The organism is Pseudoalteromonas sp. SG43-5 (assembly GCF_014164345.1).
GTDB lineage: Bacteria > Pseudomonadota > Gammaproteobacteria > Enterobacterales > Alteromonadaceae > Pseudoalteromonas > Pseudoalteromonas distincta.
The window spans coordinates 26374-52772 of the sequence record NZ_JACJFA010000022.1 but is presented as its reverse complement, the minus strand read 5'-3'; the positions used below and the strand labels follow the sequence as shown (position 1 = coordinate 52772).

Below are 26399 nucleotides of genomic sequence, written 5' to 3'. Positions count from 1 at the left end.
CCACTGTCGGCAACGACCGTGGTTACTTTTTTGAGTTGTTCTAACAAGTTCATAATGATGTACGCCTCGGCTTTAAAACCGAGGCGATGTCCTTATACGTAGCGGTTAACAATATTCTCAAGCAGCTCTTGTCGGCCAGAAACTTGCTTAGGATAGATGTCGTTTTCGTGTACTAACGCAGCAAGGCTCTCAAGTGATTGTTCACCTTTTAAAATGCTTTGGCCTAGGTCTTCTTTCCAACCTGCGTAACGTTTTTCTACAAAGTCAGAAAGCTCGCCGCCTTCAATCATTGCTGCTGCATTGAGTAATGCTTTTGCCATCGTATCCATACCACCAATGTGACCGATGAATAAATCATCGCGTTCACACGATTGACGACGAAGTTTAGTATCAAAGTTAAAGCCACCGGTTGTAAAACCGCCATTCTTTAAAATTTCGTAAACGACAAGTGTTCACTCAGCTACATCGTTAGGGAATTGATCTGTATCCCATCCGTTTTGCATATCACCACGGTTAGCATCAATACTACCCATAATACCTTTAGCGCAAGCAACGGCAATTTCGTGGTGGAAGCTATGACCTGCAAGTGTTGCGTGGTTTGCTTCAATGTTTACTTTAATTTCGTCTTGTAAGCCGTGCTTGTGTAAAAAGCCTGAAACCGTTGCTGTATCGTAATCGTACTGGTGCTTAGTTGGCTCTTGTGGTTTTGGCTCAATTAATAATGTGCCTTTAAAACCAATTTTTTTCTTGTGTTCTACAACCATTTTCAAAAAGCGTGCGTACTGCTCGCTTTCTTGCGCAAGATCTGTATTTAGTAATGTGTCGTAACCTTCACGACCACCCCAAAGTACATAGTTTTCGCCGCCTAAACGATGCGTAATTTCCATTGCATGTTTAACTTGCGCTGCTGCATATGCATATGTATTAGGATTAGGGTTTGTTGCACCACCGGCACAAAAACGTTTGTTTGAGAACAAGTTAGCAGTACCCCACAGTGGCTTTACACCAGTGCGCTGCATTTCTTTTTAGATAATGTTAGCTATGTGCGTTACGTTATCGAGGCTTTCTTATAGTGCTTTGCCTTCAGGGGCAATATCAACATCATGAAAAATATTTGTATTTAAGTTTTTACACGAAACCAAAGGCAAAGAGCTTGAACAAATGAAAGGGTAAATATTACCCCTTTAATAAGCGCCAAAACTATTGTAATAGTTTGGCGCTTATTTTATTTATTTTCATATCTACAATGAAAAAGTGTGCTTATATTCATCTTTATTTTTCTATAAAAGACTCCTAATAGATAAAGTTATATTTAGGAGTCATTAATTTTCTAACTTGCACCGCAATAGTACCTTACATAAATTATGCTGGCTAAGTGGCCTGAATAATAGTTACCCTATTTGTATGGTTGTTTTAGCAAATTTAAGAGGTTGTAATTTAGGTTTTGCAAAACAATAAGCAAATGTCAGTGGACCTACTCTGCCAATCAGCATAAGTAAAATTATTATTAGCTGGCTTGGCATACTTAAATTACTAGTAAAATCACGAGATAGCCCTACAGTGCTCAATGCCGAAATTACTTCAAAAGTAATATCTAAAAGAGACGCTTGCTCGATTTTACTCATAATCATGATGCTTAAAAAAGCCGTAAATAAGTATAAAATTACAACACTCAATGCTTTTATCACAAGTTTGTCGCTTAGCTCTCTGTTAAATATGGTTACCTGTGGTTTTTGGCGTAAATAACTATACATAGCAAGTAGTAAAATAACAAAAGTTCCTATTTTAATGCCGCTTGCTGTACTTACCGAACCGCCACCTATTACCATTAATAACAATGTAAGCAATGTCGAGTCGGAACTTAGCTGGCTAATAGGTAAAGTATTAAAGCCTGCAGTACGTGGTGTAACTGCTTGAAACCAAGCAGCAATTACTTGCTCGTTAATAGGTAGGTTGGCAAGTGTGGCTGGATTTGAATATTCAAATAAAAAAATAAGCAAAAATGCACTGCAATTTATTACAGCACTTGCAATTAATACAATACGTGTATTAGTTGCTAATTTATGCCAGCGACGTTGTTGATATATATCTATTAAAACGGTAAACCCTAAGCCACCGATTATAAATAATGCACTGATAATAAGATTAACAGATACATCACTTTTAAAAGCCATTAAGCTATTACTGTCGAGTGCAAACCCGGCATTGTTAAAAGCCGAAATAGTATAAAATAGACTTTGATAGGCGCTACCCGCAATACCATAGTCATCTACCCAGCTAATAAAAAGTAAGCAAAATGCTATAGTCTGAATTATTAGCGAGTAAGTTATTACACATCTAGCTACATGGATCACTCCATTTAAATCGCTTGTATCGAATGCTTGGCTTGCAAGTAAACGTTGTTTTAATCCTAAGTTTTTACCAATACTTAAAAATGAAATAACGGCTACGGTCATAAAGCCGATTCCTCCAATTTGAATAAGTACCATAACAACACATTGCCCAAATGTGGTTAGCGCAGTACCTGTATCAATAACAACTAAGCCTGTAACTGTAACCGCAGAGGATGCAGTAAAAAAAGCTTGAATAAAGCTAAGCGATTCAACACTTGCAAAAGGTAATAGTAATAAGCAAGTGCCTAAAATAATGAGAGCAAAAAAACCAGCAGTTAAAATTAAAGGGGGGTTAACAGGCCTTTTGAAATTTTTTAAACGGCGATTAAATTGCTTTGGAAGTACGTGTGCTTGCCAGTTAATCATAAAGCTTTAAACCGTTTGGTGAGTTTTGTTAGGTAATGTTTAGAGCCCAGTAATACAAGGCTATCACCATGGCGTAACTCGGTGTCGAGTGTTAGGTCTGTATTAAAATTATCATCTCGGCGTAAGGTGAGCGGTTTTATATCTGAGTTACGCTCTTTTAGAAGCCAGCCAATATTGCGCCCTGATAAATGTAAATCTATGGCAAGCTCAACAATAAATGTAGATTGTGTAAGCGCAAAGTACTGGTTAACCATAGGGTAGTTAAGTGCATGTGCTACTCTGATCCCCATTTCTTCTTCGGGGTGAATAATACGAGATACGCCAAGTTTACTTAAAATTTGATGGTGACTTTTAGAGCACGCCTTAACCCATATTTGTTTAACACCAAGGTTTTTTAAATGCAGCACGCATAAAATACTCGCTTCTATGTTTTCACCAATTGCAACTAATACAGCTTGGCAGCTGGTTAAGTCGAGTCGAGCAAGCTGTGTTTCATCACTAGCATCTAAAATGACAGTGTAATTTAACTGATTAGCAAACGTGTTAATGGTGCTTTCGCTTATATCGGCTGCGCAAACGTGATGCCCCTGATTAGCAAGCTCAAGCGAGGCGGTAACACCAAAACTACCTAATCCAATTACTGCAAACTGTGCCATGTGCGTTCCTATTTAAAAAATACGACATAGCAAAGACTATGGAATTTTAAAAAAGAGTCACCCCATATCAATTAAGCTTTATAAACATTTAACACTACAGCCAAAAATCTTTATAAAAACTTTATACACAACGTATTAAAAAGCAGTAACCTATAAAAAGAGAATTTTATGGGAGTGCACAAATGGGTATTAATAAATGGCTTAAGCCGCTTTTATTAACAACAATTGCGCCTATTTTTATTGTGCTGGCTATTTTTCCAGTTCGAGAGTGGCTAACGACCACCGACATTGTGATGTTGCAATTACTTTGGGTAGCATGGGTTGCGGTGCGTCAAAATGCCGCCTTAGCGGGGATTACAACGTTAGTTAGTGTGGCATGTACCGACTGGTTTTTTGTACTGCCGTACTTTACATTTCATATCGAAAAAATTGAATACTTAGTCACTTTTACTGTCATGCTTATAGTTGGCTTGATGATAAGCAAATTGGCGGGCGAGCTAAGTAAAAACGTTCGTGATACCCAGTTACATGCCAGCAATACACGATGTTTATATGAGTTAGCTAAGGCGCTTAATGGGCTTGATGATATAAACGCTCAGCGCCAAGTATTTACAACCTCGATTAAAAACCATCTAGGTATTACACTTCGTTGGAACAATAATACAATGGATAATGGAGAGTACTTTAATATCGAACAAAACACACAATGGGGCGGCTTTATTGCAGATGCCGAACTTAGTCCTGAAAACCGTGCATTTATAGATACGGCACTGTCTTTGTTGTTTCAGGTCCACGAAAACTCAAATCTTAGAAACCAGTCGGCATCGATGAAAGTACAAGCAGAGTTAGAACGTGCTAAAAATGCATTGCTGCGTAGTTTATCTCATGATCTACGCACGCCTTTGGCTACTATTATGGGCTCATCAAGCATGTTAGCTGACGAAAATATTGAGCTGAGTAAGGCATCAATTACAGAACAAGCAAAAAATATTTATGAGCAAAGTGAAATCTTAAATCAGCATTTTAATAAAGTGATGGAGCTTAGCCGGGTAAATAAAATAGGAGAGCAGCTAGCATGGCAAGCTATAAACGTACATACACTTATTACTGAGGCTAAAGCACGCAGGCAGCAGCAATTAAGTGGTTTTAACTTAGCGTTAGTCTTTGATAAAGCCACTTGTTGTATAGGTGATATAACACTTTTAGAAATCGCGCTTGCGAATATATTCGAAAACGCGGCACGTTACGGTGATGGAGCGGCGACAGTGGACTTTAATACTGAGCGAATTGCTAATATAACACACTATAAAATAGCCGTAAGCAATCTCATAGTTACTCATCCAAGCAGTTCGGATGAAGGAGTTGGGCTTGGTAGCGTAATTTGCGATGTAGTTGCTCAGTTTCATCAAGGCGAATTTGTATTAGCTATTGATGAGCTGACCCAAGTAGCCACAGCAATACTTAGCTGGAGTGCAAAGAATGATTAATGTATTGGTGCTAGAAGACTCACCTGCATTGCAAAGTTTTTTAAAAACATTACTAGGTGCCAGTGGCTATAACGTATCAATTAGTGCGAAAGGGCTTGATGGTTTTTCATTAATGAGTGAGCAAAGCTTTGACTTAGTGTTACTTGATTTGGGATTGCTTGATATGGATGGACAAGCTTGGTTACTTGAAGTACGACAATGGAGCCAAATACCAATATTAGTGCTTTCGGCTCGCGATGGCGAGGTGGAAAAGGTTACAGCCCTTGATAATGGGGCAAACGATTATATAACCAAACCTTTTAGTGCAAACGAACTTCTGGCAAGAATGCGTGTGCTACTAAGAGTAAATACACAGCCGAGTTTGGCACTGCAATGCGGTAGCATCATTATAGATCCGCATAAGCACACAGTTACGCTTAACAGCAGCGATGTAAAGCTCACTAATAAAGAATATAAAATTTTGCTTATGTTATTTCAAAATAAAGATAAAGTGCTTACTCATAATGCTATTTTAAGTCAGGTATGGGGGGAGCAATACATTAATAGACCTGAGTATATTCGTGTACATGTAGCGCAACTAAGACAAAAGCTTGAGGTAAACCCTGCAAGCCCTATTCATATCTTAACTGAGCCAGCGGTAGGTTATAGATTAGTTGGGTAGGCACTAAAAAATTATCGTCCTAAATTTAGCTATTTAGGACGATAAAGTTACACGTTTTCTAGTTTCGTTCCTTTGGTTTCTGTTACTAAATAAATAACAAAAAGCACCGATATAAATGTGAAAAATCCATAGAGCGAATATGCGAGTACAAGCCCTCCACCGGCTAGCAATATGGGAAAGGTAATAGTGACTAAAAAATTAGCCAGCCATTGAGCAAGCCCTGCAACCCCTAAGCCTAATCCTCTCATGCTATTTGGAAATATCTCGCCGAGCATTACCCATATTACGGGACTCCATTAAAGGTTAAAAAAGAATACATATAAGTTGGCCTTTACAAGAAAACCAAAGCAGCCAAATCTTGATTACATACAAAAAATTAGTAATAACCGCTCATGGACATAGCCGAAGTTGATATAAAAGCTGAACATTCAGCTAACCCAATACAAAGCGAATTAAACCTGCTCTACAGAGTAGTGCTCTTTTTATTTCAGTGTGAGATACCCAAGTTAGTAATACTTATATAATGCGGCTTTTTCATGTGGCTGCATTAATCAATAAGCAATTGCTTAATAAGGCAACCTGCTTAATTCAGGAATTTAATATGAATACCTTAAAACGAATTCGCTTTATCATTGCAATGTTTATGAGCATAAGTATTTGTGCGAACGGGCAAGACTCAGCTGAACTTAATGAGCAAGCAAAAGCCACACATAATGTGATTGCAAAAACACAATTAGGGCTTGTTAAAGGGGTGTCTGTACTAGATACAAAAATGCCAGTTAATAAATTTTTGGGGATCCCTTATGCACAAGCACCTATTGCTAATTTACGCTGGCAGGGACCTAAAAGTGCGACTCAGTGGCGAGACGTGCTTGATGCAACTCAATATGCCCCTGACTGTATGCAAACCACATTTCCTGGTGATTCGGCGCCCCTAAAAGGCTCATTGAGTGAAGACTGCCTTTACTTAAATATATGGGCACCAGCACAAGATATCACTCAAAAGCGCCCAGTTATGGTGTGGATACACGGTGGAGGCTTTGTCAATGGCGGTTCGTCAGCGGCTATTTATAGTGGTCAGTCGTTTGCCGAATCGGGCGTTGTATTTGTTAGTTTTAACTACAGGTTAGGGCGTTTTGGTTTCTTTGCTCATCCTGGGTTGAGTGAACAAAGCAAAAATACACCGCTTGGAAATTACGGCTTAATGGATCAAATCGCGGCCCTAAAATGGGTTAAAAATAACATTACCCATTTTGGTGGAGACGCTGATAATGTAACACTTTTTGGTGAGTCAGCTGGTGGGCGCTCGGTGAATTTTCATATGTTATCGCCCCAATCTAAAGGGCTTTTTCACAAAGCGATTGTGCAATCAGGGGGTGGTAGAAGTCATTCGACAGAGACGGTCGTATACTTAAATAAAAAAGGCACTAAAGGTAACCCTTCAGCTGAGGATGCTGGCATTCAATTTGCTAGAAGTGTGGGAATTAATACCAATGATATAAAAGCACTCGTAAAACTACGTGCTTTACCTGCAGAAAAGGTATTGAGCGGTTTGAATATGATGAACGCAAATACGCCTACTTACAGCGGGCCTATGATTGACTCATCTATTGTATTAACAAGTGACGAGGAGGGGTTTGCTCAAGCTCTACAAACAAAAGTTCCACTTTTTATTGGCAGTACGGATTTTGAGTGGGGATTTTTAAAAGACTACAATCCGAAAGGTGCTATTGCAATAGCCACAGAAACGCTCGAATCAGTGAACAATAAAGCTCAGTTTACTAAAGCGTATGCGCCATTTGTGCTAGCTAAAAATGGGGAGTTAAATTACCCACTGCTAGGCTCTATGATATTCGGTGATAAGCGTTTTGTAGAACCTGCGCGCTATATTGCAAGCAAAGCGAGTATGAGTGAACAGCCTACATGGCTTTATCGTTTTAATTACGTTCCTAGCCACTTAAAAGGCAAAGTTGATGGCGCATACCATGCCACTGAAATACCTTTTGTATTTAATACTCTTGCGCAAAATCCGTTAACATCGCAAAACGATTTTAAAATTGCCAGTGCAATGCACGCTGTATGGGTAAGGTTTGCTAAATACAGCAACCCGTCACCTAAGCAAGGCATTGCTTGGCCTAATTACAATGCTAAAGATAATAGAATAATTGAATTTAACGAAAACGGAAGTGAGGTAAAACAAGACCCACTTGAGAATCGCTTAAATGAGATAACCAATCTAATTAGCCAATAAACATTTATAGAGCCCGTATATATACGGGCTTTTATTGGCATAAATATTAAATTTTCATAACTAAAATTTATATTTTTAGAGCGTGTTGATATGTGTTTATTAAAAAATTAAACAAAGCATGTTTAGTGCATTTTAAGCATGATATTAGATTTTAATGTATTAACCATTTGGTCCGTCTGTTAGGCTGATTCAGTATGCTAAAGCTGCATATGTGCCATTTAAATTAAACTCAAATACCACACAATAGCATTAAATCAAGGCGCAAACCCTGACCAAAGCGTTGCTGTTTACTTTTTAATTATTACGAAAAATTTCATTGATTCAGTAAAATTGTAGCTAGGTAAGCCGTATTTATTGGGTAGCAGACATGGCCTTAACGATTCAAATACATAGCTTATAGCTTAAAAGGAAAAGTTTAGGAGGCATATTATACAATTTGAATTCAATTGTTTTGATTCTGTGAAAGTTAAATTTCAGCAGCAAATCACCTCCAGATAAAATGTTGCCACTGAAATGTATGTTGTTTGGGTTAAATTTGTTACATATGGCAACCCATCACCTTATTTTACTCAAAATTTGCCACTACTTTCAGCGATAAAGAATGAAATTATTGAATTTAATCAGTTTTGGTAAGCTGTCAAAAACGATCAGATAGTTAAGCTTTTAAACGATATAACTAAGTTAGTTAACTAATCGTATATATTAATAAATAAAGCCCATGTTACTAATATCATATGAGCTTATTATTTTAAGGGAACTTGTTTAAATTTTCTCGTATGGCATTCCCACATATTGGATTGCTATTACTTTTTTACCTTCTTCATAATTTAGATGAAAATCAAGTTCGGATGCCATGAATCGTTCAAGCGTTTTAGTCTCGTTTTCATTCATGTTGTCATCATCGTATTCATGCAGCATGTTTGACATCCACCATGAGAATCGCTCGGCGTGCCATACTCTTTTTAATGCTATTTCGGAGTATTTGGCTACCGCATCAGGTTCCTCACCATTGTATGTCTTATCTAGCAATTTGCTGAGGGTGGATACATCAGATGCTGCCAGATTAAGACCTTTAGCGCCTGTAGGTGGTACAATGTGAGCGGCATCGCCAACTAAAAATAAGCGTCCATCTTGCATTGGTTCACATACAAAGCTACGCAGAGGGGCAATACTTTTTTCAATGCTGGGGCCGGTAATCAGCATCTCAGCTACGTCTTCAGGTAAGCGTTTTTTAAGCTCAGTCCAAAATTCATCATCAGACCAATCTTCAATTTTATCAGTTAATGGCACCTGTAAATAATAACGTGAACGGGTTGAAGAGCGCATACTAGCTAAAGCAAAGCCTCGTTTAGTTTTACAGTAAATAAGCTCATCAGCAACGGGGGGAGTATCGCTAAGTAACCCAAGCCAGCCAAAAGGATAAATACGTTCAAATTCGTTACGTTTTTCTTTAGGGATAGATTGTCGAGAAACGCCATGAAAGCCATCGCATCCAGCAATATAATCACAGTCTAATTTATATTCAATACCATTTTGTGTAAACGTTACAAATGGGGAGTTTGAACTTTGCTCATGAATGGCAACATCACTAGACTCATAATAAGTCGTTGCCCCTATGTTTTGGCGCGCTTGCATTAAATCACGGGTAACTTCTGTTTGCCCGTAACACATAACGGTGCTGCCATTTGTAAGTGCCTTAATATCGATTCGATGACGTTGACCATAATGTGCTATTTCAAAGCCATCGTGAATGTGGCCTTCCTTTTTCATTCGCTCATCTACACCAGCTTCTGCTAGTAGACTCACTAATCCTTGTTCTAAAATACCTGCACGAATACGACCTAAAATATATTCGCCTGATGCGCGCTCTATAATTATGTTATCGATCCCCTTTTTAGCTAGAAGTTGACCGAGTAACAATCCAGAGGGCCCAGCGCCAATGATTGCTATTTTAGTTTTTAATGATTGCATTTTTATACTCGTTGAAAACATCGTGTTCTTTTATATTGCTCATTAGTTAATGTTTAAACCATTCACAATTGATGTCATCTGTTGTACTTTTGAGTCAAAGTTAATTTGAGTACACGTGCACATGAATAAAAAAATTCCATTTTATGACCTATACGGAGAGCCGTTTATTCGCCAAGAGCCAGGTGCTGTTCATGTTGAAGATATAGCTTATCGAAGCAGTGAGCTTAAATGGGAGATATCACCACATCGTCATAATAAGTTAGTTCAAATTGTAATTGTTTTTAATAACTCTTGGGCTGCGAGGTTAGATGAAAGAGAGTATCAACTGAATGGGGATTGGGGGGTAATTATTCCGGCTGGTGTTGTACATGGCTTTCATTTTAAACCACGCACACAAGGCTTTGTAATTTCAATAGACGACAGTTTTTTAGTAAGCAATTATGGTGAGACTAGCCTGAATCAATTGTTATTAAAGCCATTAACGGTTGAGTTTGAAAATGCAGCACGTTTAGTGCATTTAAAGCACTACATAGAGCTGCTAATGTATGAAATTAATTATAATGAATTAGGTGCGCCTATTGCCGTTGAGCAATTGCTAAAATTGATATTATTAAATATTTTTAGGCAAAAAAACACTACTCTTTTGGCAAGTAACGCCCGCAGTCGAGAAACAGAAATAGTCGTTAATTTTAGAAGCTTAATTGAGCTAAATTATACCTCACATATGACTATTCCTGACTACGCTGAGAAGCTACATATATCTACTTCAAAGTTAAACCGTATTTGTAAAAGTTTATTAAATGATTCTCCCAAAGCAATTGCTCATCAACGTCTGATCACTGAGGCAAAGCGACGTTTAATCTATACTACACAAACAATCGACGAAATAGCGCTTCATTTAGGATTTAAAGATAGCGCGTATTTTTGCCGTTTTTTTAAGTTAGCCACTAATACAACCCCAACATTATTCAAGCAACAGTCGAATATTAACTAGCTCGATTAAAGCATGCGCGTATTGTTTTTAATTATTGTTAAAAAACGCGATTGCATTTGGGTAGGCTGCCAGTCTTTTCGTATTGTCAGTCCTATACTACGGTCAGTATCGGGCAGTGTCATCGGGCAGATAGCTAATATTCCTGTTTGTACTTCTATTTCAACTTGCTTGGCTGGTAACAAGGCCGCTCGAGAACTGTTTAATAAAATACCGCGCGCAGCAACTTGCGAACTGCACTCTATTACATGGCTTGGTGGTGGTAAACCTCGGCTAACAAATATGTTACTAAAAACCTGCCACGCGGGTGTGCTTTTGTTAGGTGCTACCCAATCAAGTTGCTGGAGCTCTTTTGTTGATATTGTTTGGCGGCTTGCCAAAGGGTGTTGAGCATTTACTACAACACAAAGTTGATCTTTAAATAATGGAATTTGTTCAATATCATTATGTTGAGCAGGGATGCGTAATGCACCGACAATGATGTCAATTTCACCATGAAGTAAGTTAGCTAGCTGCTCTTGGTATGGACCATCTATAATACTTAGCTGGGCATCAGGAAATTCATTATTTAAAGCAATAATACTCAATGGCACAATAGCTGAGCGTGCCAATGGTAAGCTACCTACTTTTAGAGCACCATCCATTTGTCCATTAAACTCCCTCATTTCATAAATACCTTGGCGTAATTCAGAGAAAAACAGCTTTGCAAAACGATTTAGCAAGTTTGCCGTCCAAGTAGGTTCAATACCCACGGGTGAACGTACCGCGAGGTCCTTTTTACATAGTTGCTCTAAATCTTTGATGCTGCGGTGTAAGGTGGGTTGCGACAAATTAAGTTTATTGGCTGCAGCGGTGTAGTTTTTCATTTGTACTAAGTGTATGAGTGCTACTAATTGCTTTGAAGTGACAGAGCGATTAAAGGCATCTTGCTTATGTTTATTATTAAAAATAACCCTCGAAAATTCATCCAAATACTCAAATGCACGTTCAACCCGATTTAGAAAAAATATACCGCTTGGCGTCGGTGTCATCCCCGAGTGGGTCCGAATAAATAGGACTTGATTAAGTTCGTTTTCAAGTTTTTTAATGCCTTGGGTGAGTGCCGACTGGGTTAAGTGAACAGTATTAGCTGCCTTGCTTAACGACATTAAGTTCCTTATATACAAGGCGCTTAACAAATGTCTATTGTTAAAATTCATTTTTATTTAACTCACACATTAATATTTTATTACTACCACTATAGAAAAAACTAATGTCCTTTGACAGCTTTTTAAAGTTCTTTATATAGCTGACTTCAATATACTCATTGCATCAATAGCGTTTAATTATAAATAAGGTAAATAGTATGGCTGTGTGTATTACAGATATAGCGCGCCCTAATAAAGAGATATTAGAAAAATACCAAAATGCTGAAGTTGCAACGGTACATGAGGCACAAGGTCGCGTTGGCTTATTAGCCAGCTATATGAAGCCTATTTATCGCTCTGCTCGTATTGCTGGCAGTGCAGTAACATGTGAAGTGGCTCCTGGCGACAACTGGATGATTCATGTAGCTGTAGAGCAATGTCAGCCAGATGATGTACTTGTTGTTACACCTACGAGCGGGTGTATTGACGGTTTTTTTGGTGACTTGTTGGCAACTTCATTACAAGCGCGAGGCGTTAAAGGTTTAATTATTGATGGTGGCGTACGCGATATCGCAACACTGACTGAAATGGGCTTCCCAGTTTGGTCTAAAGATGTTTATGCGCAAGGTACAGTTAAAGAAACCATTGCAAATGTCAATGTGCCAGTTGTGTGCGCAGGGGCTTATATAAAACCTGGAGACATCATTGTTGCTGATGATGACGGCGTTGTTGTTGTTGAACAAAGTCGTGGTGAAGAGGTTCATGAAAAAGTCCTGAAACGTGTTGCTAACGAAGAAGACAAGCGAAAGCGTTTAGCTTCGGGTGAGTTAGGTTTGGATATATATGCTATGCGCGAGCGTTTAGCAGCTAAAGGCTTAACTTATATAAAGCAAAGTGAGGATAAGTAAATGCACGCGGCTATTCCTTGCTCAATTATGCGCGGTGGTACCTCTAAAGGGCTTTATTTTTTAGCCAGTGATCTTCCGAGTGATTCCTCAAAGCGCGATGAATTACTGTTACACATAATGGGGTCGCCTGACACAAGGCAAATTGATGGTTTAGGTGGTGCGCATCCTCTCACCAGTAAAGTGGCTATTGTTGAAAAATCAATGCGAGCAAATACTGATGTGGATTACCTTTTTTTACAAGTTGTAGTTGATAAAGCGGTGGTGAGTGATACACAAAATTGTGGCAATTTACTCGCCGGTGTTGCGCCATTTGCAATTGAGCAGGGCTTAGTGAATGCAAAAGAAAAAACAACCGATGTACGAATTCATATGCTAAATACTGCAGCCTCAGCTGTTGCACGCGTTCAAACTCCTAATGGCAAAGTAAGCTATAAAGGGGATGCCGTAATCGACGGTGTACCAGGTTCAGCAGCGCCTATCACGCTCGACTTTCTAGATATAGCGGGTGCCAATTGTGGTGCACTTTTTCCTACGGGTAATGCCATAGATGAAATTAATGGGTATTCAATAACCTGTATTGATAACGGCATGCCGGTGGTTATTTTAGATGCTAGCGAGTTTAGTTTAGTGGGTGATGAGTCGCCTAATTCACTCGAAGATAATACCGATTTAAAGCAAAAGATTGAAGCTATTCGTTTAATCGCGGCTAAGATGATGAATTTAGGGGATGTAACTAATAAAACGATTCCAAAAATGTCTTTAGTAAGCCCTGCAAAAAATGGTGGGGTAATTAACACTCGAACATTTATACCCCACCGTGTTCATGAGGCTATTGGGGTGTTAGGCAGTGTGAGCGTAGCAAGTGCATGTGTTTTAAAAGGTACTGTAGCCCATAGGTATGCTAACCAAAACTTTAGTGATGGGGAGTTTGATATCGTTGTTGAGCATCCAACGGGTCAGTTTACTGTTGAAATGCAGGTATCAGGTGTTACACAGCTGAGCACTTATAAAATACATCGCTCTGCGCTATTAAGAACCGCGCGGTTATTAATGGTCGGCTCCGCAATGGCTTGATCGACTACTAAAAGATAGTTTCAATAATACTCTCAGCAGGAGACACACAATGATAATAGACTGCCACGGACATTACACAACAGCGCCAGAGCCATTACAGCTTTTTAGAGAAGCGCAAATTAAAGCATTTAAAGAGGGAAAAGCACTCCCAGATGTTCCCTATATTTCAGACGATGAAATTCGCGAAAGTATTGAAAAAAATCAGTTAAAGTTGCTCGATGAACGTGGCTTAGATATGACTATTTTTTCACCTCGTGCATCGGCTATGGCTCATCACGTAGGTAATGAGGAGGTATCAAAACAATGGACCTCAGCCTGTAACGATTTAATAGCGCGAGTTGTTGACTTATACCCTACGCGTTTTATAGGAGTGTGCCAATTACCACAATCGCCGGGAGTACCAATTGAAAATTCAGTTGCTGAGCTAGAGCGCTGTGTTAATGAATTAGGATTTGTTGGTTGTAATTTAAACCCTGACCCTTCTGGTGGTCATTGGACTTCAGCTCCGTTAACCGATCCGAGTTGGTTTCCACTTTATGAAAAAATGGTTGAGCTCGATGTTCCTGCAATGATCCATGTATCGGGCTCATGTAATCCAAATTTTCATGCGACGGGTGCGCATTATATGAATGCTGATACCACCGCATTCATGCAATTTTTACAAGGTGACTTGTTTAACGAGTTTCCTGATTTACGGTTTATTATACCTCATGGTGGTGGAGCGGTGCCTTATCATTGGGGGCGTTATCGTGGATTGGCTGATATGATGAAGCAGCCACCACTTAACGAGCATGTTATGAAAAATGTATATTTTGATACCTGCGTTTATCATCAACCAGGCATAGATTTATTAGTAGACGTTATTGATACTAAAAACATTTTATTTGGCTCTGAAATGATTGGGGCTGTGCGTGGTATTGATCCGCAAACCGGACACTATTTTGATGATACTAAACGTTACATTGACACATTAGAAATATCGGCAGCGGACAAAAAAGCGATATTTGAAGAAAATGCGCGTCGCGTATACCCACGTTTAGACGCCAAATTAAAAGGGTTGGGTTTATGAGTCAATTTGTAATGGATGCCGATTGGCTTCATTGGCATCAATCGCCATCAAAACCTAGCTTTGAGTTACCGAAAGGGGCTGTTGATGCGCATTGTCATGTATTCGGCCCCGGCAATGAGTTTGGTTTTGCACCCGAACGTAAATACACACCATGCGATGCATCAAAACAGCAGCTCTGGGATTTACGCGACTACTTAGGGTTTAGTCGAAATGTGATAGTGCAAGCAACCTGTCATGGAGCTGACAACAATGCGATGGTAGATGCGCTTTTGGCATCAAATGGTTTAGCACGTGGTGTTGCAACTATTAAAGAAGATATTAGCGACGCTGAGCTTGATAGATTGCATGCTGCAGGTGTTAGAGGTGTACGCTTTAATTTTGTTAAGCGGTTAGTTGATGCTTTGCCATTTGACTCGTTAAAACGCATTGCAGAACGAATAGTTAAACGTGATTGGCACATTGTTATTTATTTTGAAAGCCAAGATTTACCCGAGCTTTATGATTTTTTCACTAGTTTACCAACGATATTAGTTGTTGATCATATGGGGCGCCCAGATGTTACTAAATCTGTTGAAGGCGAAGACTTTGCGTTGTTTTTAAAGTTTATGCGCGAAAATGAAAATGTATGGTCTAAAGTAAGCTGCCCTGAACGAATTTCTATTGATGGTCCAAATAAAGGCTACCAAGATGTTGTTCCTTTTGCGCGCAAAGTCGTCGAAAGTTTTCCTGACCGTGTTTTATGGGGCACAGATTGGCCTCACCCAAATATGAAAAGCCACATGCCTGACGATGGTAAATTAGTGGACATGATCCCGCTGTTTGCCCCCACTACTGAATTACAGCAAAAGTTATTAATTGATAATCCAATGCGTTTGTATTGGTCAAAATAAGGAATACATATGGCGATTAATAAACCTTACAAAGAGGTGCCAGGTACCACTATATTTGACGCCGATATGGCGCGTTTAGGTTTTCACTTAAATCAATTTTGCATGTCGTTGATGAAGGCGCCAAATCGTGAAAGGTTTAAAGCAGGTCAGAAAGCCTACCTTGATGAGTGGCCAATGAGTGAAGCACAAAAAGAAGCGGTTATAGCACGTGATTACAACAAAATGATGAGCTTAGGCGGCAATATTTATTTCCTTGCAAAAATCTTTTCTAGCGACGGTATTAGTTTTCAAGCCGCAGCATCAACGATGACGGGTATGACACAAGACGAATACGCGCAAATGATGCTATCAGGGGGTCGTGTACCCGACAGCAGTAATACATTAAAAAAAGGAAGTTAATCATGGCCAAAATAAAAGCAGGTGTTGCAACATCACATGTTCCGGCTATTGGTGCCGCAATCGATAATGGCATAACTGATAATGAGTATTGGAAACCATTATTCGAGGGGTATGCTTACGCTAAAGAATGGATAAAGGAGCAAAAGCCGGACGTTGTATTATTGGTATACAACGATCATGCAACCGCGTTTGACTCTAATTTAGTTCCTACCTTTGCGATTGCAACAGGTGAAGAGTTTAAACCAGCCGATGAAGGATGGGGGCCACGTCCTGTACCCAATGTAAAAGGCTATCCTGAATTTGCATCACATATTGCTCAATCTGTTATTCAAGACGACTTTGACTTAACTGTTGTTAATACTCTAGATGTTGATCATGGCTTAACGGTCCCGTTATCGCTAATGTTTGGTCAGCCTGAAAATTGGCCGTGTAAAGTTATTCCTATTGCTGTCAATGTAGTACTTTATCCAACCCCATCTGGGCAGCGTTGTTACAATTTAGGTAAGGCCTTACGTAAAGCTGTAGAAAGCTTTGATGAAGACCTAAATGTACAAATTTGGGGGACGGGCGGCATGAGCCATCAATTACAGGGGCCACGTGCAGGTTTAATTAATAAAGAATTCGATAATGCCTTTTTAGATGACATTGTTGATGATGCTGAAAACTTAGCCCTAAAACCACATCTTGAATACATTAACCTAGCTGGCTCTGAAGGCATTGAGCTTATTATGTGGCTCGTAATGCGTGGTGCGCTCAATGATGAGGTTGAATTAAAGAAGCGTCATTATCATGTACCCGCATCTAATACTGCTGTTGGTCATCTTGTTTTAGAAAATAAATAACCTGGAGAAATTTTATGAAAGTAATTGTTGTTGGACCAGGCGCATTTGGAATTAAGCACCTTGACGGTATTAAAAATATCGACGGTGTTGAAGTGGTAGCACTTGTTGGTCGTACGCTAGAAAAAACTCAAAAAGTGGCTGATGAGTATGGCATTCCACAGGTTTTTACAAGCTTAAATGATGCGCTTAAAATTGACGCAGATGCAGTTATTTTATGTACACCTACTCAGCAACACGCTGCGCAATCTATCCAATGTATGGAAGCGGGTAAGCATGTGCAAGTTGAAATCCCATTAGCAGATAGCTGGGAGAATTCATTAAAGGTAGTTGAGGTACAAAAGCGCACGGGGCTGACTTGTATGGTTGGGCATACTCGGCGCTTTAATCCATCACATCAATGGGTTAATAATAAAATAACGGCTGATGAGTTTAGTATTCAGCAAATGGATGTACAAACGTACTTTTTCCGTCGTAAAAATATCAATGCTAAAGGCGAGGCCCGGTCGTGGACTGATCACCTTTTATGGCACCACGCTGCGCACACTGTTGATTTATTTGCTTATCAAGCAGGCGCTAAAGTGGTTAAAGCGAATGCTATTCAGGGACCAATTCACCCAGAGCTTGGTATTGCTTTAGATATGTCTATTCAATTACTAGCTGAAAATGGTGCAATTTGTACCTTATCATTATCGTTTAACAATGATGGGCCTTTAGGAACATTTTTCCGCTATATTGGTGACACAGGAACATACATAGCACGCTATGATGATTTAGTGGATGGCAAAGAAAATGCGATTGATGTCTCCGCTGTTGATGTATCAATGAATGGTATTGAGCTGCAAGATAGAGAGTTTTTTACTGCTATAAAAGAAGGTCGCGAGCCTAATTCAAGTGTGGAGCAGGTACTTGATTGTTATCGGGTGCTTCACGACTTAGAGCAGCAATTAAATAATCAATAATTAATCGCAAAGGAGGGCGTATGAATAAGCGTAAAATTAATGGTCATAGCGTTAATCCAATTGGGTTGGGCTGTATGAACTTGAGCCATGCCTATGGGAGTCCTCCCTCAGATGAAGCTGCAATTAATTTATTACACGCAGCGATTGATTTAGGTGTTGAGCATTTTGATACTGCCGCTTTGTATGGATTTGGTAAAAATGAAGCCCTACTAGGTAAAGCTTTAGCTCCACACCGAGATAAAATTTTTTTGGCGAGCAAATGTGGTATGGCGGGCGTTAATGGCAAGCGTGTTATTGATGGGCGTCCACAAACGCTTCGATCAACAATAGAGGCGTCTTTAACTAGTCTAAATACAGAAGTTCTAGATTTATATTACTTACATCGTATGGATAAATCTGTGCCGATTGAGGAGAGTGTTGGCGAGCTCTCGCGCTTAGTTGGTGAAGGAAAAATTAAAGCAATTGGCTTATCTGAGGTATCAGCCGAGTCAATAATGCGAGCAAATAGCGTACATTCGATTGCAGCAGTGCAAACAGAGTATTCGTTATGGACGCGTAATCCTGAAATTGCAGTCCTCGAAACATGTAAGCATATAGGGGCTGCTTTTATTGCATTTTCACCATTAGCGAGAGGCTTCTTAACTGAGCAGGTTACCAGTCTAGAGGTACTAGTTGAAGGTGATATTAGACGTGGTATGCCACGCTTTAATGAACCTCATTTTAGCAAAAACAAGCAATTGTTAAGTGCATTAAAATCTATCGCACAAAGCACAAATTTAACACTGGCTCAATTGTGTTTAGCCTGGGTGCTTCATCAAGGTGAGCATGTTCATGTTATCCCTGGCACACAGAATAATGCACATTTAGCCGATAATGTAAGTGCTGAAAAAATTGTACTGTCAGCAGAGCAGTTAACGCAACTATCAGCTTTATTCTCACCGTTCTCAGTTAGTGGTCCGCGTTATCCTGAAGCAACTCAAACGGAAATAGACACCGAAGAGTTTTAAATGTAGCAATTAAGGTTTTTCGTTTTGAGCTTATTACTAAATGATTTACTCACCCCGCTATATGCGGGGATTTTAATTGCATCCGCTTTTTTTGGATCATTTATTACCGCCGCATTTGGTGCAGGAGGCGGGTTATTACTACTTCTTACAATGGCCTCAATGCTGCCTATGTCCATTGTTATTCCTGTTCATGGCCTTGTTCAGTTAGGATCTAATGCGACTCGTGCAATAGCAACGTATAGATACATTGACCTAGATATGTTGGCTTATTTTTCAGTAGGGGGGCTGTTTGGTGCTTTGTTATCGACTACTGTATTAACACAAATAGCACTTGAGCCGATGAAAATTGTGTTGGCAATATTTATTATTTATTTGTTGTGGGGTCCAAAGCCCAAATTTAGTGGCACATCACCAAGCGTGCGCCTTATTGCAGGGTTGAGTACTGCCTTTCTCTCTGTATTTGTTGGCGCTAGCGGCCCAATTGTAAGCAGTTATTTGTATACAAAAGAGTATGAAAAATTAAAATTTACGGCAACATTTTCAAGCTGTATGGCACTTCAGCATGTATTAAAAGCGGCGGTTTTTAGCGTTGTTGGATTTACTTTTCTTGATTGGCTGCCTTTAATTTTTTGTATGGTTATTAGTGGTGTGTTCGGAACGTTTGTAGGTTTACATGTATTAAATAAAACGCATGGAGCTAACTTTAGAAAGGTATTACGACTTATCTTGAGCTTTTTATCCCTGCATTTGATATGGCAAGGCGTCCGTTATTTTTATAATTAGTTGGGATAAGGTAAATAATACCCCCTCGCTGTCACTCATTTTCAGCGAAGGGGTATTAACAACCTAGTTAACCTAAAATCGGGTCAGTTATATTGCTTTAGCTAAAGCAATATGGGAGTCGCGCATAATTGCAGAGTGCTCAGCTTTGTCGCCTCCTTCTATTTCAATTTGAGCAAGTCGACCTGAGTTTTCAACAACAAGCTTACAACGCTCCCAACGGCGCTCTTTAAAAGCGGTTAGTGCGTGTTCTAACTGAGCATGCTTAGTTAGTTCATCAGCCAGTACAATAGCGTCTTCAATACCTATACATGCACCCGACGCTAAATGAGGTGTCGTTGCATGTACTGCATCGCCAATAAGTACGATTCGGTTTTTATGCCATGCTTCTTTAACTAATAGCCCTTCAAGTGGTCGGTAATCAATTTTAGAGTTTTCATTTAGGTGAGCATGTATTTCTTGTACTACCGGTGCTGGAAATTTGGCTACAAGTGCTTTTAATAAAGGTAAAAAGTCTTTTGGTTCAATATAATTATTTTCAATTTTATCCTCTGTAACAAACATATACATTTCGTTTTTCGACATAGGGTTAACCCCTACTTTAATATGTTCGCCTACCCACATTACCGTGTTATCAATGCCTTCAAGGCGAGGCAGTACGGCTCGCCATACACCTTGGCCTACAAATTTAGGCTTTTCAGCTTCAGGGAATGTGACTTGTCGTACTTTTGAGTACAAGCCATCAGCACCAATAATTAGGTCATATGTTTTTGTTGTGCCATCGGTAAAGGTTACTGTTGCCCCATTTTCGTCTTGTTCAATAGATGAAAATGTACAGCCAAGCCTAACATTGGCATTGGTTTGTTTCGTTTTATTTGCCAAAATTTGTGCAAGTGCTGGTCGCATTATAGCGCCCGCTTTTGGAATATTAGCATTAGCCATTAATGGCGTTGGTATATGGGCCAGGTGCAAACCATGTGGGGCATATATATCTAACCCTTCATGGGCACTGCCTTTTGCTAAAAACTCTTCTAAAATTCCAAGTTGTTGAAAAGCTCGAATTGTAGCTCCACCTAAACTGATCCCAGCCCCTTCTGCTCGCCAGTTAGGATCAATTTCTACCAAATCGACAGCAATATTTTTTTTCTCAAGTTCGATGGCTGCCGACATACCAGAGAAGCCACCACCAATTATTAATACATTAGAAATACACGGGTTCATTTTAGAACTCCTTTATTGTTGTTATATCCACCCAAATTTCATTGTGTTGGTGAATATCTAATTCAATGTTTGTTAAGGCCTGATTTTTACATGGCCCTTGTGTGCAAATACCAGTGCTAATTTCGAATAAAGCGCCGTGAGCAGCACAGACTATTTGATCACTTTTTGAATCTAAGTATTTATCTTTTTTCCAAGGTAATGTGGTATCACCGTAGTGAGGACAGATATCTTTATAGCCATAATACTCCCCATTTTTATGAACTATAAAGAGGCTGTCGCGCCCTTGATTAAGAGGGTCAAAGCCTTTAGCTTGACCCTCTGTAATATCGCTTTTATAGGCGATAAATACTTTACTCATGATTACTCTGGTTTACCGGGAGGTGGGCCCATTGGTGCCCACTTTTCGCGGTACTGAAGCAAGAAAGCTTGCGAATTATCAGCACCCGGCATTGCTTCTCGTGCAGTCCATTCATCATCGTGTAAATCCATATCAGCATCATATTCAATGTTGCAGCCAAACGGACTTTTGAAGTACCAAAACCAGTTTGATCCGAATATATGACGACCTGGCCCCCAAAAGCTTTGATAGCCTTTATTAACTAAGGCAGTACCTGCCTGAGAAACTTCTGTTGGTCCGCTCATATGAAAAGTGAAATGCTCAATACCTTGCATGTGTGGCGGGGTATTTATAAAAAATAATGTGTGGTGATCGTTGGTACCGGCAGGGCGCATAAAAGGACCTACATGGGTAAAACGATCCGTAGTAATAAAGCCTAAACGCTGTGCGTAAAAAGCTTCAGCTTTAACGGCATCCGGTACAAAATACACAACATGAGAAAGGCTACGAGGCTTTGCCTTGAAGTCTGTATTAATACCAATATTGTTTACAGCACGGTTGTTTTCACACCCTGGCGCGTTGACTTTTTCTGCTGGTAGATTCTCGAGCGATTGCCGTATGGTCACTTGAAAACCAATAACAAACCCTAAATCGTCAACAGATTCGATACTGCCATCGTCTAAAGTTGTTACTGTTCGGTCTTTTTCAAGCTCTGTTTTTAAAGCATCTATTGTATGCTGATCTTTTACACCGTAAATTGTTTTACGCAGCATTGAACCAGTAGCAAGAGGATTCGGTAATGAGCTGTCATCTGCTTTTTTAATCTCAATACCTGTGCCATCAAGAGCAACAAATCGTGTTTCAGTTTTTTGTGTTAAGCCATAATCTAGTGCGAACTGCTTACAACTCTCGGTGTCTTCAACACCAAAAACAAGCGTATCGGGGCCAATAATATTCATGGTGTGATCCTTATTGTTTTTTTAATTCGTTAAATGTTTCAGCTACCCAATCAGCTATGTACTGACCCGCGTTTGAACTGTTGTCGAAGCTAGAGTGCTGTACACCACCTTCTCGTTCTGTAAAGATTTTTAGCTCACGCTTAGGGCTATTGACTAGTTGCTCAAAGGTGCGCTCGGCCCATTTAAGTGGAATTTGCGAATCTTTAGCGCCGTGAGTGACTAAAAATGGCACTTTAATTTTTTCAATTTGACCATCAAGGTGGACGTTTTCAGCAATTTCCATGAAATCATCCATATTTTTTGCACCCCAAACCCATTGCACATGTGCCCAGTAATGAGGTACGGGGAAGTCACCTTCTTTTTCTAAGCGACGTTTTTGAACGTCACGCCAATCGTGGTTTGCACCCCATACACAGCCTAGGGCAAGTCTCGGTTCATTCGCTACCGCACGAGGGCAGTAATAGCCACCTAAAGAGACACCTTCCATGCCAATTAGCTTGCTATCTACTTCATCATGTTGTTCTAACCAATCAACAACAACACTTGCCCAATGCTCAGTGTCAAAACGAGCATGGAAGTCTTGTAGCTTTAACGCTTCACCTGTACCTGGTTGATCTAAAACAAGTGATGAAACGCCACGTTCTGCTAACCATTGTGGTAAACCAACGCGATATTTCATTTCCTTTGATGAATCTAGGCCGTTTATTTGTATAAGAATAGGGGCAGGGCCTTTAACGCCTTTGGCTTTGACATAAAGAGCACTAAGGTGTTTGCCTTCATAAGGAATTTCCACGCGTTCACAGTTTTCGTGACCCAGTTCGATTGATTTTTGAAAAAGCGAAAGTGAACGTTTATACAGCTCTGTTCTTCCCGAGGCGCCATGTGCTTGAATGCGTTCACAGGTTATAAGGTAGGTTGCAGCGCGATTATATTTGTACCCTGCAGAAAGCAGTCTGCCACGTTCTAGATCTTCTTCAGCAAGACCACATAGTTTATCGGCCATTTTAGCCCACGTGTCTCTAAATGCTTGAACGCCTTCTTTATCTGGTGATTTTGCAGCCTCTTGTAAAGGGCCACACATTTCTTCGATTTCGCCAATGCGAGCGCCCATTTCGATAGCTAAATTTACTGATAAATTCCATACATAATTCGTCGGGAAATACTTAAACATAATAACCTCTTAATAAATTAATGTGTTGTGCTCAACTACTTTTCTAGAAATGCGACAGCTCTGACAAAACCTGCTGAGGCATGTTTAATTTTGTAAGGAAAACATGAAACTAAAAAACCACTACTTGGTAGTGATGCTAAGTTTGCTAGCTTTTCCATTTGCCCATAACCAATGTCGCGACCCGCTTTATGGCCTTCCCAAATGATTGATGGGTCGCCGCTTTCTTCGAAACGTTGTTTAGTGAATTTAAAAGGAGCATCCCAGCTCCAAGCGTCGGTACCCACAACTTTTATACCGCGCTCTAAAAGATACAAGGTGGCTTCGCGGCCCATACCAACACCAGCATCAAGGTAACCAGGCTTACCGTAAACAGAGCCTGCACGGGTATTGACTAAAACGATGTCTAACGGCGATAAGGTGTGATTAATTCGGGCTAGCTCTTTTTCAACGTCTAGGGCAGTAATTACATAACCATCAGGGAAATCTCTAAAATCTAATTTAACACCGCGTTGAAAACACCACTCCAAGGGCAACTCATCAATACCAAAGGCTGGTTTTCCACCATCTGTGGTAGAGGCATAGTGCCATGGTGCGTCCATGTGAGTGCCACTATGAGTGGTGATCTCTAAACGTTCAGCCGCCCACGATTCATTCCCTGGGAGTTGATCTTTTTTTAAACCAGGGAACATTGATGACATTTCTGGCCAACCTTGTTGGTGGTCGGTATACTCGATTTTTGGTAATAATGGCGGTGGATCGGTATAGGGGTTATTCTCAAGCGTTACCGATAAATCGATTAATGTGTATTGTGATGGATTAAACATGTGTATTCTCCATTATGGCTTCTTGTTTTATATCTCCAAATATTGACTTGCCCTGCGAATCTAGTACTCGCATATGAACTGTTTCGCCAGATTGTAAAAAGTCTGTTTGTGGTTTGCCTGTGGCAATCATTTCCTTAGCACGTAGCTCTGAGATACAGGCTTGTCCTTTACTAATATCTGCGTTAGAAACAGTACCTGAGCCAAACACGGTGCCCGCTTTAATAGGGCGAGTTTTAGCGACATGGGCAATTAATTCATGAAAACCAAAAAACATCTCTATGCCATCAGGCGCACCAAACCATTTGTCGTTACGGTAAACTTCTAGTGGCAGTGAAATACGACCATTACGCCAGTTTTCACCAAGCTCATCAGGGGTAATAGCAAATGGTGCGAAGCTGGTAGGGCCTTTAGCTTGTACAAAGCCAAAACCTGTTTTCATTTCTCTTGGCCCGAGTGCGCGATAGCTGATGTCGTTAAGCATGACTATTAGACGTATTTTCTCAAGTGCAAACTCTGGACTACTCCCCATTGGGATGTCACCGACCATCACGCCAAATTCGCCCTCAAAATCAAGACCAACTTCGTTACTTGGAGCTGCAATTTTATCATTAGCGCTAAGAAAGCTATCGCCAGCACCTTGATAAACAAGTGGATAAATATCAGCATCTTCGATTGGGTCCAGATGAAATGCTTGCTGCATCAACACGCCATGATTTAAAAAAAGTGAACCGTCTAACCATTGCCAACTACGTGGTAAAGGGGCCATTAATTGAGTGTTACACACTTTATTAATGCCTGTTAGCTCAAGTGCGTTAAGTGCCTCGTAGCGAAGTAAAAGCTTATCTTGTATAGCAGGCCATAAATCTAGTGCCTCTTGGAGCGTGCCGGCTAGGTCGCTAATGTCTACGTAGTCAGTTAGATCCTTTGAGACTAATACAAGCTGACCATCTGGTTTTGAATTATTAATTGTTGCAAATTTCATTGTGTGTCCGCAGATGTTGTTAAACTTTGGTTTAAGTCATATTAATACTTCATTTGCAATTGATGAAATTGAATGTTTAGATAGGTTGTATCAATAATTTTAATACTTAAAAATAATCAAAATTTAAAAATCAGCAGTGGGCCAATGTTATGAGATTTGAGCATTTAGATTTAAATTTACTGGTTGCATTAGATGTTTTACTAGAAGAAAAAAACATAACCAAAAGCGCTAAGAGACTGCATTTATCGCAGTCTGCTATGAGCAGTATTTTGGGTAGAGCACGTGCCTTTTTCGAGGATGACTTGTTGGTGCAAGTTGGTAAAACTATGCAACCGACCCCTTTTGCGCTTGAAGTTCAAGTACCAATTACTGAAGTACTGACAACCATTAGAGGCGGGATTATTGGTAAGCGATTTAATGATCCATTAAAAAGTGAACGTCATTTCAAAATTGTTGCATCGGATTATGTTATTCAAGTTCTGTTTTCTAGTATTTTAACCGAGCTTGCTACGTTAGCTCCATTATTGACGTTTGAGTTTTTATCGCCGTTTTCGCATGAAGTTAATATACTTACCAAAGGAGGAGCCGATTTATTTATAGCACCGGAATCGGTAATGCTTGATGGTTACCCTAGTTCATTACTTATGGTTGATGAACTTGCATGTGTAGTCGATATGGATAACAAGTTAGTTGCTGGTGATGTAATTTCAGCTGAACAAGTTGGCAGTATGGGGCATGTGTCGGTAGGTTTTGCACGAACAAGTCATTTAAGTATTGAAACATGGTTAACGGAGACGATGGGAGGAAGTCGAAAAGTTGATATTATTACAAATGACTTTTCTACTATGATTTATACTTTGAAGGGGACTCAACGCGTAGCTATTTTACCCAAAAAGTTTGCCAATATACACGCACAAAAGCATGGTTTAAAGGTCGTTTCATTTCCCTTTGATACACCCCTTTTAGTTGAATCAATGATGTGGCACCCTACACTTAATAACGACCCTATACACCGGTGGTTAAGAGAAAAAGTAATTTCTACTGCACAAAACTTATAAAAAAGTCGCCTTAATA

General features: G+C 39.8%; 25 protein-coding genes and 1 pseudogene. 14 read left to right on the top strand and 12 right to left on the bottom strand.

The features are described 5' to 3' along the window. Positions 1–92: 92 nt before the first annotated feature. The 3 genes and pseudogenes from xylA to H5161_RS17630 form a co-directional block, all read right to left on the bottom strand. Positions 93–1109, bottom strand: a pseudogene (gene xylA, locus H5161_RS17640) (xylose isomerase); the annotation flags it as partial. A gap of 282 nt (positions 1110–1391) precedes the next feature. After that, the gene (locus H5161_RS17635) at positions 1392–2759 is read right to left on the bottom strand and encodes a TrkH family potassium uptake protein (protein WP_101163049.1); all 1368 of its coding nucleotides are present in this window, start codon (positions 2757–2759) and stop codon (positions 1392–1394) included. After that, positions 2756–3415, bottom strand: coding sequence for a TrkA family potassium uptake protein (locus H5161_RS17630; protein ID WP_024596486.1), 660 nt, complete (start codon positions 3413–3415; stop codon positions 2756–2758). The genes H5161_RS17635 and H5161_RS17630 overlap by 4 nt, the downstream gene beginning before the upstream one ends. A 182-nt stretch (positions 3416–3597) precedes the next feature. Between H5161_RS17630 and H5161_RS17625 the strand changes: the two genes are divergently transcribed. After that, positions 3598–4902 carry a DUF4118 domain-containing protein gene (locus tag H5161_RS17625; RefSeq protein ID WP_182738662.1) on the top strand — a complete coding sequence of 435 codons (1305 nt, stop codon included), beginning with the start codon at positions 3598–3600 and terminating at the stop codon, positions 4900–4902. After that, a complete protein-coding gene (locus H5161_RS17620) occupies positions 4895–5563 on the top strand; it encodes a response regulator (RefSeq protein ID WP_154903778.1) in 669 nt (222 codons plus the stop codon). Before H5161_RS17625 ends, H5161_RS17620 begins: the two co-directional genes overlap by 8 nt. A 47-nt stretch (positions 5564–5610) precedes the next feature. Here the strand turns inward: H5161_RS17620 and H5161_RS17615 are convergent, their stop codons facing one another. Then, complete coding sequence (locus tag H5161_RS17615; protein WP_404936169.1) at positions 5611–5847, bottom strand: MFS transporter; 237 nt, start codon at positions 5845–5847, stop codon at positions 5611–5613. 317 nt (positions 5848–6164) lie between these two features. On the opposite strand from H5161_RS17615, the gene H5161_RS17610 reads away from it, so the two are divergent. Continuing rightward, on the top strand, positions 6165–7814 hold the full coding sequence (locus H5161_RS17610; protein WP_182769764.1) for a carboxylesterase/lipase family protein: 1650 nt from the start codon (positions 6165–6167) through the stop codon (positions 7812–7814). A gap of 762 nt (positions 7815–8576) precedes the next feature. On the opposite strand, the gene pobA is transcribed toward H5161_RS17610, so the two are convergent. Beyond that, complete coding sequence (gene pobA / locus H5161_RS17605) at positions 8577–9785, bottom strand: 4-hydroxybenzoate 3-monooxygenase (RefSeq protein WP_182724886.1); 1209 nt, start codon at positions 9783–9785, stop codon at positions 8577–8579. A 121-nt stretch (positions 9786–9906) separates the two neighbouring features. On the opposite strand from pobA, the gene H5161_RS17600 reads away from it, so the two are divergent. Next, the gene (locus H5161_RS17600; RefSeq protein ID WP_182711652.1) at positions 9907–10779 is read left to right on the top strand and encodes a helix-turn-helix domain-containing protein; all 873 of its coding nucleotides are present in this window, start codon (positions 9907–9909) and stop codon (positions 10777–10779) included. Positions 10780–10784: 5 nt separating this feature from the next. Here the strand turns inward: H5161_RS17600 and H5161_RS17595 are convergent, their stop codons facing one another. After that, on the bottom strand, positions 10785–11924 hold the full coding sequence (locus H5161_RS17595) for a LysR family transcriptional regulator (protein ID WP_259395096.1): 1140 nt from the start codon (positions 11922–11924) through the stop codon (positions 10785–10787). Between the two features lie 197 nt (positions 11925–12121). Between H5161_RS17595 and H5161_RS17590 the strand changes: the two genes are divergently transcribed. From H5161_RS17590 to H5161_RS17550, 9 genes are read left to right on the top strand one after another with little or no spacing between them, the layout of a single operon-like run. Continuing rightward, entirely contained in the window at positions 12122–12811 is a 690-nt protein-coding gene (locus H5161_RS17590) for a 4-carboxy-4-hydroxy-2-oxoadipate aldolase/oxaloacetate decarboxylase (RefSeq protein ID WP_182769763.1), read from the top strand. Beyond that, a complete protein-coding gene (locus H5161_RS17585) occupies positions 12812–13885 on the top strand; it encodes a 4-oxalomesaconate tautomerase (RefSeq protein ID WP_182769762.1) in 1074 nt (357 codons plus the stop codon). It abuts the gene before it with no gap. 49 nt (positions 13886–13934) lie between these two features. Further along, on the top strand, positions 13935–14954 hold the full coding sequence (locus H5161_RS17580; RefSeq protein WP_182769761.1) for an amidohydrolase family protein: 1020 nt from the start codon (positions 13935–13937) through the stop codon (positions 14952–14954). Then, a complete protein-coding gene (locus tag H5161_RS17575; protein ID WP_182769760.1) occupies positions 14951–15844 on the top strand; it encodes an amidohydrolase family protein in 894 nt (297 codons plus the stop codon). Before H5161_RS17580 ends, H5161_RS17575 begins: the two co-directional genes overlap by 4 nt. A gap of 9 nt (positions 15845–15853) precedes the next feature. After that, entirely contained in the window at positions 15854–16243 is a 390-nt protein-coding gene (gene ligA, locus H5161_RS17570; RefSeq protein WP_058429838.1) for a protocatechuate 4,5-dioxygenase subunit alpha, read from the top strand. Positions 16244–16245: 2 nt separating this feature from the next. Continuing rightward, complete coding sequence (locus tag H5161_RS17565; protein WP_182769759.1) at positions 16246–17085, top strand: class III extradiol dioxygenase subunit beta; 840 nt, start codon at positions 16246–16248, stop codon at positions 17083–17085. 14 nt (positions 17086–17099) lie between these two features. Continuing rightward, on the top strand, positions 17100–18044 hold the full coding sequence (locus H5161_RS17560; RefSeq protein WP_182681164.1) for a Gfo/Idh/MocA family oxidoreductase: 945 nt from the start codon (positions 17100–17102) through the stop codon (positions 18042–18044). A gap of 20 nt (positions 18045–18064) precedes the next feature. Further along, complete coding sequence (locus H5161_RS17555) at positions 18065–19051, top strand: aldo/keto reductase (protein WP_182769758.1); 987 nt, start codon at positions 18065–18067, stop codon at positions 19049–19051. Positions 19052–19075: 24 nt separating this feature from the next. Beyond that, a complete protein-coding gene (locus H5161_RS17550; RefSeq protein ID WP_182769757.1) occupies positions 19076–19834 on the top strand; it encodes a sulfite exporter TauE/SafE family protein in 759 nt (252 codons plus the stop codon). An 87-nt stretch (positions 19835–19921) separates the two neighbouring features. Here the strand turns inward: H5161_RS17550 and H5161_RS17545 are convergent, their stop codons facing one another. Genes H5161_RS17545 through H5161_RS17520 form a run of 6 tightly spaced genes read right to left on the bottom strand, consistent with a single transcriptional unit; the run spans position 19922 to position 25325 of the window. Then, on the bottom strand, positions 19922–21052 hold the full coding sequence (locus H5161_RS17545) for an FAD-dependent oxidoreductase (protein WP_182681167.1): 1131 nt from the start codon (positions 21050–21052) through the stop codon (positions 19922–19924). Position 21053: 1 nt separating this feature from the next. Continuing rightward, positions 21054–21410 carry a Rieske (2Fe-2S) protein gene (locus H5161_RS17540; protein WP_182695759.1) on the bottom strand — a complete coding sequence of 119 codons (357 nt, stop codon included), beginning with the start codon at positions 21408–21410 and terminating at the stop codon, positions 21054–21056. A gap of 2 nt (positions 21411–21412) precedes the next feature. Next, the gene (locus H5161_RS17535) at positions 21413–22348 is read right to left on the bottom strand and encodes a VOC family protein (RefSeq protein ID WP_154902988.1); all 936 of its coding nucleotides are present in this window, start codon (positions 22346–22348) and stop codon (positions 21413–21415) included. 10 nt (positions 22349–22358) lie between these two features. Beyond that, on the bottom strand, positions 22359–23519 hold the full coding sequence (locus tag H5161_RS17530) for a S9 family peptidase (protein WP_154902989.1): 1161 nt from the start codon (positions 23517–23519) through the stop codon (positions 22359–22361). A 35-nt stretch (positions 23520–23554) separates the two neighbouring features. Then, a complete protein-coding gene (locus H5161_RS17525; protein ID WP_154902990.1) occupies positions 23555–24343 on the bottom strand; it encodes a cyclase family protein in 789 nt (262 codons plus the stop codon). Then, a complete protein-coding gene (locus tag H5161_RS17520) occupies positions 24336–25325 on the bottom strand; it encodes a fumarylacetoacetate hydrolase family protein (RefSeq protein WP_154902991.1) in 990 nt (329 codons plus the stop codon). The genes H5161_RS17525 and H5161_RS17520 overlap by 8 nt, the downstream gene beginning before the upstream one ends. A 149-nt stretch (positions 25326–25474) precedes the next feature. On the opposite strand from H5161_RS17520, the gene H5161_RS17515 reads away from it, so the two are divergent. After that, a complete protein-coding gene (locus H5161_RS17515; RefSeq protein WP_154902992.1) occupies positions 25475–26383 on the top strand; it encodes a LysR family transcriptional regulator in 909 nt (302 codons plus the stop codon). The last annotated feature ends 16 nt before the right edge of the window (positions 26384–26399 follow it).

Bases quoted from the DNA above. Each gene is read 5' to 3' on its own strand.
- H5161_RS17625 (WP_182738662.1), top strand. From the start codon at position 3,598: ATGGGTATTAATAAATGGCTTAAGCCGCTTTTATTAACAACAATTGCG.
- ligA (WP_058429838.1), top strand. From the start codon at position 15,854: ATGGCGATTAATAAACCTTACAAAGAGGTGCCAGGTACCACTATATTT.
- H5161_RS17540 (WP_182695759.1), bottom strand. From the start codon at position 21,410: ATGAGTAAAGTATTTATCGCCTATAAAAGCGATATTACAGAGGGTCAA.
- H5161_RS17580 (WP_182769761.1), top strand. From the start codon at position 13,935: ATGATAATAGACTGCCACGGACATTACACAACAGCGCCAGAGCCATTA.
- H5161_RS17535 (WP_154902988.1), bottom strand. From the start codon at position 22,348: ATGAATATTATTGGCCCCGATACGCTTGTTTTTGGTGTTGAAGACACC.
- H5161_RS17565 (WP_182769759.1), top strand. From the start codon at position 16,246: ATGGCCAAAATAAAAGCAGGTGTTGCAACATCACATGTTCCGGCTATT.
- H5161_RS17525 (WP_154902990.1), bottom strand. From the start codon at position 24,343: ATGTTTAATCCATCACAATACACATTAATCGATTTATCGGTAACGCTT.
- H5161_RS17545 (WP_182681167.1), bottom strand. From the start codon at position 21,052: ATGAACCCGTGTATTTCTAATGTATTAATAATTGGTGGTGGCTTCTCT.
- H5161_RS17560 (WP_182681164.1), top strand. From the start codon at position 17,100: ATGAAAGTAATTGTTGTTGGACCAGGCGCATTTGGAATTAAGCACCTT.
- H5161_RS17595 (WP_259395096.1), bottom strand. From the start codon at position 11,924: ATGTCGTTAAGCAAGGCAGCTAATACTGTTCACTTAACCCAGTCGGCA.
- H5161_RS17620 (WP_154903778.1), top strand. From the start codon at position 4,895: ATGATTAATGTATTGGTGCTAGAAGACTCACCTGCATTGCAAAGTTTT.
- H5161_RS17555 (WP_182769758.1), top strand. From the start codon at position 18,065: ATGAATAAGCGTAAAATTAATGGTCATAGCGTTAATCCAATTGGGTTG.
- H5161_RS17590 (WP_182769763.1), top strand. From the start codon at position 12,122: ATGGCTGTGTGTATTACAGATATAGCGCGCCCTAATAAAGAGATATTA.
- H5161_RS17575 (WP_182769760.1), top strand. From the start codon at position 14,951: ATGAGTCAATTTGTAATGGATGCCGATTGGCTTCATTGGCATCAATCG.
- H5161_RS17635 (WP_101163049.1), bottom strand. From the start codon at position 2,759: ATGATTAACTGGCAAGCACACGTACTTCCAAAGCAATTTAATCGCCGT.
- H5161_RS17610 (WP_182769764.1), top strand. From the start codon at position 6,165: ATGAATACCTTAAAACGAATTCGCTTTATCATTGCAATGTTTATGAGC.
- pobA (WP_182724886.1), bottom strand. From the start codon at position 9,785: ATGCAATCATTAAAAACTAAAATAGCAATCATTGGCGCTGGGCCCTCT.
- H5161_RS17630 (WP_024596486.1), bottom strand. From the start codon at position 3,415: ATGGCACAGTTTGCAGTAATTGGATTAGGTAGTTTTGGTGTTACCGCC.
- H5161_RS17515 (WP_154902992.1), top strand. From the start codon at position 25,475: ATGAGATTTGAGCATTTAGATTTAAATTTACTGGTTGCATTAGATGTT.
- H5161_RS17600 (WP_182711652.1), top strand. From the start codon at position 9,907: ATGAATAAAAAAATTCCATTTTATGACCTATACGGAGAGCCGTTTATT.
- H5161_RS17520 (WP_154902991.1), bottom strand. From the start codon at position 25,325: ATGAAATTTGCAACAATTAATAATTCAAAACCAGATGGTCAGCTTGTA.
- H5161_RS17530 (WP_154902989.1), bottom strand. From the start codon at position 23,519: ATGTTTAAGTATTTCCCGACGAATTATGTATGGAATTTATCAGTAAAT.
- H5161_RS17585 (WP_182769762.1), top strand. From the start codon at position 12,812: ATGCACGCGGCTATTCCTTGCTCAATTATGCGCGGTGGTACCTCTAAA.